Origin of the sequence: Sphingobacterium sp. DR205, assembly GCF_011064245.1 — a bacterium.
Taxonomy (GTDB): Bacteria; Bacteroidota; Bacteroidia; order Sphingobacteriales; family Sphingobacteriaceae; genus Sphingobacterium; species Sphingobacterium athyrii.
In genome coordinates this window covers 4,753,925-4,768,804 of sequence record NZ_CP049333.1, presented here as the reverse complement: position 1 = coordinate 4,768,804, position 14,880 = coordinate 4,753,925, and the positions used below count along the sequence as shown (strand labels likewise).

Here is a 14,880-nt window from a genome sequence, read left to right as displayed (position 1 = left end):
AACGCTTTATATATACAGGCGATAGGCAAGAGACTTTAACCTTAACCTGTTATTTTATTTTTCAAACCTTTTATTGCCTGTAAACGTTTACTTAAGCAGAGTGAGCAAATAATATGTGAAACTGTTTAAAATAAAGTACATGTCGCTGTCCTATCTTTATCAATTCGAAAATTATAGAAGTCCTTTTTGGGCTTTTGCAATCCACGATGGCCATCATATCGATGCGGATTTAGAACCGCATTTGCATATTTCTCCCGAAAATCGGTTACGAGAAGAGGATCCGTATACTGCTATTTTGGCAGAATTGCCTTTCAATCGCTTTGTTTGTGGCACATCGAGGTTTCAATTGGATTTGAATCGGAATAAAGACGGAGCAATTTATTTGACACCTGAACAGTCATGGGGAATACAGGTATGGGAAACAGATTTGCCACAGCAGTATAAAGATCAACTGTATGAATCTTATGATCGCTTATATCAAAAAATAGTACAGCAGATTCAAAATACCATCGATCGGTATGGTTATTTTGTCGTTTACGATATTCATAGTTACAATGCACGCCGCGATGGTCCGGATACAGTTGTTGACCAAATCAACAATCCGCAGATTAATATTGGTACAGAACACAACCATAGCAAATGGCAGGAATTGACCCGCTCATTTATGGATGTACTTCGTACTGGTAAAGATGGGCAGGCTTATGATGTACGTGAGAATGTTAAATTTAAGGGCGGCTTTTTGTCATCTTATTTAAATGAGCAATTCGGCGATAAGGGTTGTGTTTTCTCTATTGAGTTTCGCAAGGACTTTATGAATGAATGGACAGGAGAGGTCTACCCTCAAAAGCTACAGGAATATAAACAGTTGTTAATGCAGAGTATAGAAACCCTTGAATCCTATTTTGCCTATGAAAGATAATGCAAAGCAGCTGGCGGGCATTCTAAAAAAGATCAAAAATAAAGAGGTTTTTCATGTTCAGATACCGCCAAAGAATAAAATGGTGTTCAATCAGGTTGTACCTTACTTATTTCTTTATCGACAGTTTTTTAATCCAGATCCGATGCTGGCGGAATTAGTGAAATCAGAGCCCGCATATTTTAGGGTGAAGGATTCCGAAATGAATGTGTCAGACTGGATTGCTCCAATTCTCAATCAGCTTGTAGAAGAATTTGGAGCCTGCCTTATTATAGAGGCATGGACCGCAGGGCAAGGCCAGGAAGAGGATATCCAGATCCATATTGCCCGGAAAAATGTACAATCCATTGCTCAGTATCTTGGAAAACAATTGGAAACAGAGGAATCTATTGCCAAGGTTGAGATTGTGACCGAATCGAAAACCAATGCGACACAGAGTCTTTCACCTGCAAGTATTCAACTGGACAAGTTAAATAGCAATATTTTGTACATGGGGCTGGAAATCAAACCAAAGTATCTGTTAGGGACTAATCAGCAAATACTGCCGATTGACCTGCGGCATTTTCGAGAAGCGATATCTCGAAGCCTGTCCAAGACTTTTTTTGAGTTTATTCGGATACATACCCTCTCAAAACCGACATCGTTTAAAATAAGTCATCCCAAAAAGATGCTTCCATTGGCTTGGGAAATTGATCAAAAATTGGCGCGTGAAAGTCAACGCTTTGATTTTCTATTATTAATTACACCGACAAATTCTTACGATGCATGGCTACAGTTCAGAAAAGGAAATTATCGCAAAGTACCTGTTTTTCGTTACCGGCCGATGCCCATTGACCCCGATATTATTAAACGCAATTTGTATAATCTGCATATTGAAGATCTCTACGATCCATCGATTGCTTATTTGTTCCGGGACAAACGCAAAGAGCTTGATCAGATGATGAGCATGCTCAGTGAGCGAGGGAAAGAAGGCTTTCTACTCGGCAGCATGCAGGTGTTTGGTACCGTCAACGAAAAGCTGTTGGAAAAAGCGCAAGCCATATTAACAATTACAGCGACGGACAGAGAACATCGTACAAAGGAAGAGGATATCGTCTATGCCGAAGAGTTTGCGAAACTAGCGCAAGAGGAACTGGATTATTTAAAAAGTCAGGATCCGAATTTTTCAACTACTGTACGGCTTCGGGATGATATATACGGGGTCATGGTGAATCAAGGGGTGCTAAATATCAGTAAACAATATAGTCTACCCCGACATCGGGTGCAGGCATTAATTCAGCACGAAGTAGGAACACATATCGTTACTTATTACAATGGCAAACAGCAACCTTTCAGTCTTTTTAGATTGGGTGTGCCGGGCTATGAAAAGCTTCAGGAGGGATTGGCTGTACTCGCCGAATACTTGGTTGGTGGCTTGACGAATAATCGATTACGCATATTAGCCGGTAGGGTGGTAGCGGTATATCACATGCAACAGGGAAACACTTTTTTAGATACTTTCGCGCTGTTGGTAGATAAATATCAGTTTCTGCCAGAGACGGCTTTTCAGATGACCATGCGTGTTTTTAGAAGCGGAGGGCTTACGAAAGATGCGTTATACCTCAGTGGTTTGATCGAATTGATAAATTATATAAAAAGTGGTCGGGATCTCACCTTGCTGACTATGGGCAAGATCAGGGAGGATTATATTCCGATAGTCGAGGAACTGATGCTTAAAGGGATTCTGAATGCTCCAGTCTTGACACCTAAATACCTGACATCCCCTTATAGGGATGTACTGGCCAACCTAAAGAAAAGTAAAGGAATATTTCAGATGATACAATAATTAACGACACTATATGAAGATAGCATTTGTTATTAATCAAACGCATAAAGAAACGGAACGTTTCACAACAACTCTGCTCGCATTGAAGGCGCATCAGCTAGGACATGCGATTTATTACATCGGATTAGCAGATTTTTATTATGAATCTGCCCATATTGCTGCCCATGTGCGGGAAGTATTGCCTGAGCAGAAGGTTACTTCAGCCAAGCGGTTGATGGAGGTGCTACGAGCCACGACAAAGACAAAAATGAATATGGAGAAGATGGATGTGGTTTGGCTTAGATTCGATCCGGTTTTGGATATGGTGAATAGACCCTGGGCAGCTTCATCCGCGCTGCAGTTCGCCTCCTTATTAAAAGAAAAAGGGGTACAGGTCATCAATGATCCAGATAGTTTGAGTAGGGCAAGCAACAAATTGTATCTCGAAGGTTTTGACGAATCTATTCGGCCTAAGACAATTGTAACCAGGAATTATGCAGACGTAGTCGAGTTTTTTGAACAACAAAATAAATTGATTATTCTAAAACCCCTAAAAGGTTCAGGCGGGAAAAATGTGTTTTTGATCAATAAAGACAATCAACAAAATCTAAAGCAAACGGTGGAGGCGATTGCCAGGGATGGCTATGTGATTGGACAGGAGTATCTGCCCGAAGCAGCTGCCGGTGATATCCGTTTTTTTCTGTTGAATGGTGAACCCGTCTCCATCAATGGAAAATATGCTGCTGTTCATCGTGTGCAGCAGGGGAATGAGATCCGGAGCAATGTACATCAAGGGGCAAAAACTCAAGCCGCGATAATCTCGCCGGAGTTGCTACAGATGGTTGATAAAATTAAAGATAAATTGATTCAGGATGGAATGTACTTCGTGGGGTTGGATATTGTGGGCGATCGTATTATGGAAATAAATGTTTTTAGTCCGGGAGCTTTATGCCAAACAGAGGAGATTGTAAAAGAAGATTTTTCCGCATTGATTATCAAAAACCTTGAAGAAAAAATAGGATCTGCGAGAAATTCATCGGGCGTTTAGTAAGACGATTATATGTAATTGGTTTTATAATAAGGGAGCAGAGATCAATAATTGACCGGACTGTCTAAAAGCATACCTGATTCTGAGAACTCAGTTGTTTTTGGCGTTATTTGAAATCTCTTGGCGGTAATTAGGATTGTAGTAGGAAACTAACAAAACGCGGGATTGATGAAAATTATGAGTTTGAGATGAATCAAGCCAGTTGAATTCTTGCTAATTTTAAGAAAATAAAAAAATACGATGTTTATTATAGATTCACCTTCTCATGATGCTTATTTCAATATTGCTTCGGAGGAATATCTGCTCACCAAATATCCAAAAGAGCCTATATTTTTGCTGTATATGAATGAACCGTCAATTATCATTGGTAAATTCCAGAATACGCTCGCTGAAATAAACCTTGATTACGTGAACGATAATAAGATTAAGGTCGTTAGGAGGATGTCCGGTGGTGGTGCTGTTTATCATGATTTAGGAAACCTCAATTTTTCCTTTCATACGCTATTGGGAAATTTGGATTTTATGGATTTTTCGACTTTCACACAACCTATTGTTTCGGTTTTGAATAAATTGAATATTCCAGCAAGACTGGAAGGAAGAAACGATCTCTTGGTGGATGGAAAAAAATTTAGTGGGAATGCGAAACTCGCGAGAAATGGTAAAATGATCCAACATGGTACTATTTTAATCGATTCGCAGATGCAGATATTGAATGATGCACTGAAAGTAAATCCGCTTAAATTTATTGATAAGGCTGTCAAGTCGAACAGGGCGCGTGTAACAAATCTGATCGATTATCTCCCACCGGAATTTACAACAATAAAATTTAAGGAACTCTTGATCGCCGAGATGCAGCGTGAAAATCCGGATGCGAAGGTCATTCATTTCTCAGCAACTGATATCCAGAATATCGAACATCTGGTGAAGGAAAAATATGAAACCTGGGACTGGAATTTCGGTTTCTCTCCGAATTATAATTTTAAAAAGGCAATCAAGATTCCTGCGGGTTTTATTGAATTACACTTAGACGTACATAAAGGTTATATTGAACATGCCAAGATTTTTGGGGATTTTTTTGCTTCTAAATCTATTCACGAGTTGGAAGAACTCCTAATTGGCGAAAAGCATCAGTTGGAAGAAATTGCTGCTCTGCTGAATTCGATAGATGTAACTTCTTATTTTGGAAAAGTTGAAGCGCCTGAAATACTGGAATTGTTTAAATAAAAATTGTTTTATCAGTCCCGTAGGGTCTGAAATAAAAAAAAGTTATTATGCCTTGGAACCCAGATGTATATAATCAGTTTAAAGACATTCGATTCAAGCCTTTTTATGATCTATCCGAACTAATAGCTTCGGAGGTAACGATGAAAGCCGTGGATCTCGGATGCGGAACCGGCGAGCAAACGGCTATTTTAAGTGACAGATTTCCACAGGCAACATTTCTTGGAATAGATTCTTCTCCGGAAATGTTATCGGCGAGTAGTAAACTCGAAAATGAGCGTCTAAGGTTTGAGAACGGCAATGTTGAAAATTTTTTGGAAACGGCGGGTTCATGGGATCTAATATTCAGCAATGCGGCGTTGCAATGGTTGGATGATCATCGTGTACTTTTCCCACGGCTCATTTCCAAATTGAGCCGTGGCGGACAGCTAGCTGTCCAAATGCCTTATCAACCGGACAATGTATTAAATAAAATTTTGTTTGACATGGCTGAGGAAGAGCCTTATCGAAATTATTTAGCTGGCTGGAACAGACCTTCATCCGTGCTAAGTATAGACGATTATGCAGCAATTTTGTTTGATTCGGGTTTGAAGGAATTGGACCTGTCCCTTCGTATATATCCAATTATTGCAGCAGAATCGGATACACTTTATAACTTTATTTCTGGATCGGCATTGATTCCTTATATCGAACGATTGGACGAAGATAAGCGCCCTGATTTCATTACTGATTTTAAAATGCGCATAAAGCAATTTTTTTCGAAATTTCCGGCGATCTACGCTTTCAAACGTATTCTATTGTATGGACGGAAGGATTAAAAAGGAAAATTTTAAACACTAATTAAGTCTGACCAGATCGCTTTGGTCATCGTTGCTAAATCGTTGGGATTTAATATCATTTGAAGGCCTCGTTTTCCCGCGCTCACAGAAATTTCTGTTTCCAATTGAGCTGCTTCCTCAATAAATGTTGGAAATAGTTTTTTCATGCCAATAGGTGAGCAGCCACCGCGGATATAGCCCGTTACAGCTAGGAGATCCTTCATAGGGAGCATTTCACAATTTTTATTACCTGATGCTTTAGCGATCTTTTTTAAGTCAAGTTGGGCATTTCCGGGAATTACAGCAACAATGTAAGGGTCTATATTTCCTTTCAATACTAAAGTCTTATAAAGTGTTTCAGGGGACAGACCCAAGGATAAAGCCACATGATCAGCACTTACATCATGATCATCAACTTCATATTCTCTTAAACTATATTTTACTTTTGCCGTATCTAAAAGGCGAACGGCATTTGTTTTATGTGACATGACGATCTTTATACGCTTTTGCGATTTGTAAAATAGTTTGTAATCTCTGCCAACGTATATGTATTAAGGCAATTTTTTGACTCAAGTCCACCTTTTTGTGCAACAAAAATACCATACTGCATGTCCAGTAGTCCTTCGGTGCGGTGGGCATCGGGGTTAATGGATAACAATACTCCCTTTTCCACGGCATAGCGGTGCCATCTCCAATCTAAATCTAGTCTTAAAGGGTTCGCATTAATTTCAATGACGACCTGATTAGCGGCGCAGGCATCAATTATTTTTTTAAAGTCGAGTGGATAGCCCGATCTACTTAATAAAAGACGGCCTGTTGGATGGCCCAAAATTGTTGTATATGGATTTTCAATTGCTTTAATCAATCTGGCGGTTGCTTTTTCCTCATCCATCTTTAAGTTGGAGTGAACAGAGGCGACAACAAAATCAAATTGTGCTAGTACTTCATCGGGGTAGTCCAGTGATCCGTCGCTTAGAATATCGGATTCTATCCCTTTAAAGATTTTAAAAGGCGCTAGTTTTTCATTTAAGCTGGCAATTTCCTTCCATTGTTCTACCAATCTCTCGATGGAAAGGCCATTTGCATAGACGGCAGTCCGTGAGTGATCACATATTCCAAGATATTCAAGACCTAGTGTATCTTTACAATGAAGAGCCATTTGTTCTAAATTATGTACACCATCACTGTAGGTTGAGTGATTGTGTAGTGTTCCCTTAAGATCTTTAAATTGTATTAATTGTGGTAGAGTATGGTTCTGAGCGCGTTCGATTTCGTCGAGACCTTCACGTAATTCTGGTTCAATATAATCAAGCCTTAAATTGCGATAAATTGCCTCTTCGCTGGAAAGTGAAGGTAGATCAGAAAGAATGTTGAATAGAAGATCCAAATGTGCAGCAGAACCTGTACTGAGAATGAGGTCGCGGTAGAAATCATTGATATTCGTACTGAAAACCTTGAATGTAAAACCGAATTCATCTGTGATTTCCAAAGAATTTTCTGTTTTCTCTACCAACGTGTAATTAATCAGAAATTTTTCTACGGCTTCAATGCTTTCGGAAATGAGAAGATCTACCGTACTTAATACTTCGCATTTTCTTCTAAAATCTCCTGTGAAAGATAAGAGCGAAGAAGGAAAGTGTGTTTTTAGAACAGTGTAAAATACATCGGCCTGAGGTAATACCTTGGCATACAGAAACCACCCTTGATTCGATATGGAAAATTCGATGGATTTTTTTATTTCTTCCTGGGTTTTTAATCCAAATCCCTTGGCTTCAACAAGACGGTTTTCATTGCAGGCATACAGTAGTTCACCGACGCTTTCAATCCCTAGGTCTTGCCAGATAATCTGCACCTTTTTGGGGCCTAGACCTTTTATGTTTAGCATTTCAACAACCCCTGATGGCGTATTTGCCAATAACTCATCAAGCTCCTTAAACATTCCCGTTTGTGCCACCTCTTTTGCTTTTTCGGCTGTACTTTTTCCTATACCCTGTTGTGCACTCAATTCTTCAAGCGAGGCTTCATCGATACGAAAAGGTAATTTGTCCAATTTAAAAGATGCACTAGCCATAGCCTTTGTCCGGAATGGATTTTCGTTGTGAAGTTCCATTAATTGGCTACACAATTTAAAAATTTTAGAGATCGCTTTATTGTCCATCATCGTGGTGAGTTGTTAGGCTACAAATATCCTAAATTTTGAACCAAAATACCAATGAAGTTGACAATATAATCCCGTTAAATAATGTGAAAAAGCCATTTTTTATTAGAATAATTCCCTGTTTTATTAAATTAACAACAAAGTGACAAATGAACACCTGTATAACCGAGCATTTTGGCTAAGTTTGTCGTTTTTGGGTATTGAAATCGATAGAGGATATTGTGTTTTTTGAAATATCCGATAACAATTAGTGGTGTTATGATAGCAGATATAAGTGACAAAGAGGTCAGCGGCCTTTACAAAACAGGTATTATTCAGCAGACAGCCTATTGGTCCGCTGTGAAAAAGATGCAGGGGATAGAATCGAAGGCTTTTAATTTCAAATCGAAGCACTCTGATCTTTATATCGGAGTGGAAGACGATACTTACTTTGTGGGAGATCTGTTGATTATAATCCAGACGATAGATCATGAACATAGCATAGCTTATGTACCGTATGGACCTGAAATTGAACCATCAGAAGAAAATCAAGGGCATTTTTTAGAGCAACTTTCCGAGAGTTTACGTGGGTATCTGCCTCAAAACTGTATTATGATACGTTATGATTTATCCTGGGAATCACATTGGGCGAAGGATGATGATTGTTATGACCTTTATGGAAATTGGTTAGGTGTTCCAGAAAAACGAATTCAGGAAATGCGCTTTAATTTTAATACGGAACATTGGAATTTTCATAAGGCAAATACGGATATTCTTCCTTCTAATACCATTTTTATGAACCTTAAGGGCGAAGAAGATCATTTGTTGGCCAATATGAAATCAAAAACGCGATATAATATTAATCTGGCGCAAAGGAAAGGTGTAAAGGTGCGTTCCCTTGGCCTGGAAAGTCTGGAGATCTGGTATGAATTATATCGGCAGACAGCTGCCCGAAATAACTTTTTCTTACATGATATCAACTATTTTAAGATTGTGCTTTCAGCAAGAGCAAACGATACATTGTCGCCGGCGGACGTTTACCTGTTGGTTGCAGAGGTGGAAAGTCAGCCTTTAGCTGCAATGTTTCTCGTCATAGCGGCAAATCGGGGCACCTATTTATATGGGGCATCGGCTTCTGAAAATCGTAATTATATGGCTACTTATGCTTTGCAATGGCGTGCCATGCAGGTTGCAAAGGAAATGGGGTGTACCGAATATGATTTCTTTGGTGTATCTCCCCAAGCTGATCCATCACATCCCCTATACGGACTTTATAGATTTAAAACCGGATTTGGAGGTGAAATTTATCATCGTATGGGCTGTTGGGATTATCCATTAAGCAAAGAAAAGTATAGATATTACGCCTCCATGGAGTTTAAAAACCAAAGTTATCACTTGAGTTAAGTATTAAAATACTTCACCCAAAGTCAGTCTCACACCACGGTGATTCGTACTGATGCCGTAGTCAATGCCAATATTGGTACCTGAATTTTTGTTGAATTTAATTCGGGCGCCTGCACCTGTACCGATATTCCAGTCTGCAAACATGCTGTTTTTGGGGCCGTTCACAGTCGTGAAATTCATAAAAGCAACAAAGCCAAACAACCCATTGCTGCTGATGTCACGACGATATTCTGTTTCTAGATAATACAATGATTTACCTCGGAATCTACTTACGGGGAAACCTCTTCCAGAACTATTGTAGGGGTCCCAGCCCAAATTGGGTAAATCAAGATAGGGCGCTTTACTATTGAAAACAGTCCAGAAAAAGCTACGTACAGCAATCATATTCTGCTTGTTGGGATCCTGAGTCAATCGGTGATATCTTCTGATTTCGAGAAATAAGGATTTCCAATTTTGATCACTCCCCATAAAAACCGGATTTACGCGAAATTGTAAATTGGCATAATTGCCAGACCAGGTATTAATAGAATTCGCGCGCGTATCATAAATGAGATTGAGACTCAGACCCGATGAAACAGTATGATCTTTTAAATCCGTGCCATAAGGATAGGAGGTGTAGTCTGCAAGCGGAATATCACCGGTAGATTTGATGTTCATCCGGTAATCCAGATCATAACCAATTCCCATAAACAGTCCCCCGTGTATTCTTTTTAGCGCGTGTTGATATAACCTAAAATAGCTATAATCCAAATTGATCTGCTGGTCACCATGATGTTCTTTTCCGATTCCCCAGGTTTCATGGGGGTATTTTAATAGTCTGATATCACCATCAATCACCCAGGTATTATCTTTCAGCCATACATAGGAGCGGATAGGGAGACCAAATCGCTTTCCAAAATTTGTATAGGGTGTGAAAGTGACTTTTGACATATAGGTGCTCTTGCGTTCACCTAGGTAGAATCCGGCTGTGGTACTTGTGATCAGCGCATGCCCACCTCCAGGAACGTTTGTTGAAAACGGCAAAAAAGAAAAGTAAAACTTTTTTCCTGTGCTATCGACCGACTGCGGTGGCTTTATCTTAAGGATTGCTTTTCCAATATCGATCAGGTCGCGCTGTTTACTTGTATCTGCAACATGTTTGGTAATTTCTATTTCATTGACTGGTCGTTGCGCGTATAATTTAGATTGGTATATCACCAACGAAACCATCAAAAGGGTGAAAATAGTATAAGAAGTATGTCGTCTGTCGTAGTGTGCCATGAAAGCACGCAATCTAAGAGGAATTGGACAGAATTGCAATATTCTGTGTAATAAATTATTCTTTCTGTGGAGTTTTACCGATAAGTCGACAAAGCCGAATTTTTATTCACCTACAAAAAAACGGCATTTACCGATTTTAATGTAATGTTAATCTAAATGTAATGGAATCAACACATGAGTTGTCTTAAATTTGAATCAGAAAATAAATGAAAAAAAAGCGCAACAAATTTAGGTTGTGTGCGACTATAGAATAAGAAAATATACTAATACATTATAAATAGAAAAGATATGAAAACTTTAGTAAAAACATTTGTGGCAGCAGCAATGATAGCAATCTCCACTTGCTCAATGGCTTCGGTTAAACCAGAAGAACGTAATTTAATTACAGCTGATTTGGCAATTGATGAATATGTTGGCGCAATGACCGAAGGTCAGGTAGCGAATTTAGATAGGCTATTCACTTCTGATTTTAATCAGAAAATCTGTGGTAAACAAGATTTAAATCACAGCCGATCGGAGATGATTGAGTTCTTGAAAAAACAAAAAGGAATAAAAATGAACTGTAAAACAACAACGCAGATCGTTGAAGAATTACCAGATTATGCTATTGCGAAAGTAACCATGCAATTTGATGGTTTCTCTAAGACCGATTTGATCACACTTGTGAAGGAAAACGGTGCTTGGAAAATTTCTAAATCAGTTAACTCTTACAAATAGGAATTACTGCCACAAATTGAAATGATGTTTCGGGAAACTGAGCAATGTATAAAAACAAAAGAGGCTACTTGTGAAAAGTAGCCTCTTTTGTTTGTGGAGCATATCAGGATCGAACTGATCACCTCTTCACTGCCAGCGAAGCGCTCTAGCCAGATGAGCTAATGCCCCCTTTGTTTTTCTGTCGCTAAGATAATACCTTTTTTGTAAAAACAAAATTGCTTTTTTATTTTTTTTAGTATTATTATTTATTGCTTCTCGTTAAGCAACTCTTCGGTACGTTGTATCTGCTGATTATCCTTCCATCCATCATGTCCAGGGATAACCATTTTTATCTGGGGATACTTCGCTAATAATCTGGCTAATGCAGGCTTCCAGGCTTTGACGTCACCATCAACAATATTACCCAAATTTTTTGCATCCGAGCTTTTGATAAAGCAACCCCCATCCAGAATTTGATAGTCGGGAAACCAGACAACGACATTATCCAAAGAATGTCCTGCACCAAAAAAGTTCAAAACGAAGGACTGACCACCGACTTTATAGGTCTTGTTGATTTTGACGAGATGCGTAGCTTGGGCTTTATGATTTGCCTTAAGCAGGTCGTTGGTCATTTTTGTCGCATAAGTTGGAATGCCTATACGATTATAATATGCAAATCCTCCCGCGCGATCCTCATGCCAATGTGTGGCATATACCGCAATGACAGGTAGTTGATGCTTTTGTTTAATACTGTCCAAAAGCGGTTGATATTGCGTCGAGTCCCAAGGCGTATCAAATAGAATAACACCCTTCTTGGTGATTAGATAGACCGCATTAGCGGCATATTTGGTGCCTTCAAAGGTATTGTAAGTCGTATAAAGATATAGCTGTGAATTGATCTTTTCAATGGATAATGGTTTTTCCTGTGCGCGCAAAGATGGCAATACACAGCAAGAAAGACCGAGAAGTAGCGTAGCTACTTTTGCGGAGAAGAGCGAAATAGTATTTTTGAACATAAGTAAATAAACGATTGTTCGGAACGAATATTGTTGAGTTGGACCTGTTTAATTCCTTTTTTTACTGGTTACGATGACCTAACGAAATCTTCTCGATGTGGCGTGAAAGAATCTATCAATTCGCCTTCTTCAAGGCATTCACAGCCGTGGATTAAATCTGGATGAATGATACAGGAATCACCGACAGTTAAAATCTCGTCTTTGCCATCAATGTGGTACCTAAACTTTCCGGCGCTGACATAAGATATTTGTGTATGTGGGTGTCGGTGTAAGGCACCGATCGCACCTTTTTGAAAACGGACTTTCATTAACATCAATTCATCGTTATAGACCAATATTTTACGTTGTACACCATCGCCTAGGTTCGTCCAGCTCTGCGCATTATCGTGTAGGAATATCTCACTCATTTTAATCGTTTATATTTTGAAAAATTAAGCAACTAATCGTTATTGCCAATAATAGCAAATAAATATGACTTTTGTAGCTCAGCTTGAAAAGTTGTTGAACAGCATCTGTCGTTAAAGAAAAATAACCTGATTTATTCGAGAAAAATCCGATAACATCTAAAAACTGATCGGCAAAGTGTTTGAAAAAACTGTTACTTTGTGTCTGATCAAAGCGAATGCACAGGTATGAATTATTTCGATGAACTTATTTCCCTATTAAATGAAGAACAGCAATATGATAAGATGCAGCATGAAGCAATATTGTTGCAAAGCAGTTTAAATGAAAGAAGGATGCAGGGGATGACTTGGTTTCCCATTCAGATTACAGATAGTGAACTGGGGCGGGGAGATTATCTGTCAGTTAGTTTAAAAAAAACAAATCATCTCGATGTTGATCATCGGTTCCGTTTCGGGATACCTGTTTCTCTATTTTCAAACCATGACCCAAAGGCGGACAGGATAGATGGTGTTATATCTTCAGTTAATAAGGAAAGTATGCGGATTTCATTTCGTATAGAAGAACTGCCAGATTGGAGCAGAAGGGGAAAACTCGGTGTGGACTTATTATTTGACGAGCATTCATACCGTGAAATGACTAATGCGTTGCGACAGGCAAAGGAAATCGCGACTGATCCACGACAAGGCAAATTGATTAGAAAGCTTATTGGCGCAGAACAATTATATACAGAAGAAAAAGAATTATTTTTTGAACATCCAGACCTCAATGACGGCCAAAATAAGGCGGTTCAGCGGGTCTTGGGCACAGCAGACATAGCACTTTTACATGGCCCTCCCGGCACGGGGAAAACGACCACATTGATAAAGGCAATAGCCACGTTGTTAAAGAGCAATAATAAGCAGATACTCGTTGTAGCACCGAGCAATACTGCGGTTGATCTATTGACGGAGCGTTTGGATGCTGCGGGCATAGTCGTCACACGAATCGGTAATCCCGTTAAAGTATCTGAACACCTACAGGAGTTGACCCTTGACAGTAAAATAGATCGCCATAGCGCGAATAAGGATATAAAGTCTTTGCAAAAGCAAGTTCGAACCTATACGGATATGGCCCAAAAATATAAACGTAATTTTGGTAAGGCCGAACGGGAGCAAAGGAAAGCATTGTTTGACGAGGCTTACAGAATTCGTAAAGATGTGGATAGGATTCAGGATTTTATTGTAGCGGATATTCTCGATCGCTCTCAGGTAATAACCGCGACGCTAGTAGGAGCAAATCAAGATGTTATACGAAACCGAAGATATGAGACGGTTGTTATTGACGAGGCTGCTCAGGCACTGGAGCCTGCCTGTTGGATTCCGATATTAAAGGCAGACAAATTGGTGTTAGCTGGAGATCATTGTCAACTCTCACCAACAGTGAAATCAAATAAAGGTATATATAATAAACTTAGTAATACGCTGTTTGAAAAGCTCATCGATCTTTATCCCGAAGCGGTTTCGTTGCTTGATATCCAATATCGAATGAACGAACAGATTATGAATTACCCGTCCTCAGCTTTATATGGAGGTCTCTTGAAAGCTGATCGTTCTGTTGCGCATTGGACAATAGCAAACGATACGGAACCGATTGTATATATTGATACAGCTGGGGCAGGTTTTGAGGAAACCGAAAGTGATGGTGCGATCTATAATCTCGGGGAGGCCAGTTTTCTGAAATCTCATTTAAAGACAGCCATCGCAACTTGGGTACGATCTTCTCCAATCGAACAATGGCCTAGTATTGGGATAATAGCACCTTACCGGAAGCAAGTGTCCATATTAAAGGAAATGTTGGAGCAGGATGAGGAATTACGGCCGTATGCTGCTATTATCAAAGTACAAACCATTGATAGTTTTCAGGGGCAGGAGAAAGATATTATTTATATCAGTTTGACGCGAAGCAATAATGAACAACAGATTGGTTTTTTATCCGATGTGCGACGGATGAATGTCGCCATGACAAGGGCCAAAAAGAAGCTGGTTGTCATTGGCGATAGCGCAACGATAGGGGATCATTCGTTCTACCAGAAATTTATTATTTACGCAGAAAATCTTGACCACTACCATAGTGTTTGGGAATGGGATATTGCGGAGATGTAATAGAAAAAGGGACT

At 39.3% G+C, this 14,880-nt stretch carries 13 protein-coding genes and 1 tRNA gene; 8 read left to right on the top strand and 6 right to left on the bottom strand.

Annotated elements, in window-relative coordinates:
* Positions 1–139 precede the first annotated feature (139 nt).
* The 5 genes from G6053_RS20675 (at position 140) to G6053_RS20655 (ending at position 5,807) form a co-directional block, all read left to right on the top strand.
* The gene (locus G6053_RS20675) at positions 140–919 is read left to right on the top strand and encodes an N-formylglutamate amidohydrolase (protein ID WP_108633055.1); all 780 of its coding nucleotides are present in this window, start codon (positions 140–142) and stop codon (positions 917–919) included.
* Complete coding sequence (locus G6053_RS20670; protein WP_241254784.1) at positions 909–2,741, top strand: tyrosine/phenylalanine carboxypeptidase domain-containing protein; 1,833 nt, start codon at positions 909–911, stop codon at positions 2,739–2,741. Before G6053_RS20675 ends, G6053_RS20670 begins: the two co-directional genes overlap by 11 nt.
* 13 nt (positions 2,742–2,754) lie before the next feature.
* Positions 2,755–3,768 (top strand): glutathione synthase, encoded by a 1,014-nt coding sequence (locus tag G6053_RS20665; RefSeq protein ID WP_165308257.1) that lies wholly within the window; start codon positions 2,755–2,757, stop codon positions 3,766–3,768.
* 240 nt (positions 3,769–4,008) lie between these two features.
* Positions 4,009–4,992, top strand: coding sequence for a lipoate--protein ligase (locus tag G6053_RS20660; RefSeq protein ID WP_108633057.1), 984 nt, complete (start codon positions 4,009–4,011; stop codon positions 4,990–4,992).
* A 47-nt stretch (positions 4,993–5,039) separates the two neighbouring features.
* Entirely contained in the window at positions 5,040–5,807 is a 768-nt protein-coding gene (locus G6053_RS20655) for a methyltransferase domain-containing protein (RefSeq protein ID WP_165308256.1), read from the top strand.
* Positions 5,808–5,818: 11 nt separating this feature from the next.
* Here G6053_RS20655 and ybaK read toward each other — a convergent pair whose 3' ends face one another.
* Both ybaK and G6053_RS20645 read right to left on the bottom strand, forming a co-directional pair.
* A complete protein-coding gene (gene ybaK / locus G6053_RS20650; protein WP_165308254.1) occupies positions 5,819–6,295 on the bottom strand; it encodes a Cys-tRNA(Pro) deacylase in 477 nt (158 codons plus the stop codon).
* A gap of 8 nt (positions 6,296–6,303) precedes the next feature.
* A complete protein-coding gene (locus G6053_RS20645) occupies positions 6,304–7,965 on the bottom strand; it encodes a DNA polymerase/3'-5' exonuclease PolX (protein ID WP_108633693.1) in 1,662 nt (553 codons plus the stop codon).
* 258 nt (positions 7,966–8,223) lie between these two features.
* Here G6053_RS20645 and G6053_RS20640 point away from each other — a divergent pair, with 258 nt between their 5' ends.
* Positions 8,224–9,348 (top strand): peptidoglycan bridge formation glycyltransferase FemA/FemB family protein, encoded by a 1,125-nt coding sequence (locus tag G6053_RS20640; RefSeq protein WP_165308253.1) that lies wholly within the window; start codon positions 8,224–8,226, stop codon positions 9,346–9,348.
* A gap of 3 nt (positions 9,349–9,351) precedes the next feature.
* On the opposite strand, the gene G6053_RS20635 is transcribed toward G6053_RS20640, so the two are convergent.
* Positions 9,352–10,608 carry a hypothetical protein gene (locus G6053_RS20635; protein WP_241254783.1) on the bottom strand — a complete coding sequence of 419 codons (1,257 nt, stop codon included), beginning with the start codon at positions 10,606–10,608 and terminating at the stop codon, positions 9,352–9,354.
* Positions 10,609–10,896: 288 nt separating this feature from the next.
* Between G6053_RS20635 and G6053_RS20630 the strand changes: the two genes are divergently transcribed.
* The gene (locus G6053_RS20630; protein WP_165308252.1) at positions 10,897–11,325 is read left to right on the top strand and encodes a nuclear transport factor 2 family protein; all 429 of its coding nucleotides are present in this window, start codon (positions 10,897–10,899) and stop codon (positions 11,323–11,325) included.
* Between the two features lie 94 nt (positions 11,326–11,419).
* Here G6053_RS20630 and G6053_RS20625 read toward each other — a convergent pair.
* The 3 genes from G6053_RS20625 to G6053_RS20615 all read right to left on the bottom strand — a co-directional run bounded on the left by G6053_RS20625 (position 11,420) and on the right by G6053_RS20615 (position 12,727).
* Positions 11,420–11,493 (bottom strand) — tRNA-Ala (locus G6053_RS20625).
* A 77-nt stretch (positions 11,494–11,570) separates the two neighbouring features.
* Entirely contained in the window at positions 11,571–12,320 is a 750-nt protein-coding gene (gene bla, locus G6053_RS20620) for a BlaB/IND/MUS family subclass B1 metallo-beta-lactamase (protein WP_165308250.1), read from the bottom strand.
* A 68-nt stretch (positions 12,321–12,388) separates the two neighbouring features.
* Positions 12,389–12,727: a cupin domain-containing protein gene (locus G6053_RS20615; RefSeq protein WP_165308249.1), complete on the bottom strand. Its 339-nt coding sequence runs from the start codon at positions 12,725–12,727 to the stop codon at positions 12,389–12,391.
* Between the two features lie 198 nt (positions 12,728–12,925).
* Between G6053_RS20615 and G6053_RS20610 the strand changes: the two genes are divergently transcribed.
* Complete coding sequence (locus G6053_RS20610; protein ID WP_346774509.1) at positions 12,926–14,866, top strand: AAA domain-containing protein; 1,941 nt, start codon at positions 12,926–12,928, stop codon at positions 14,864–14,866.
* The last annotated feature ends 14 nt before the right edge of the window (positions 14,867–14,880 follow it).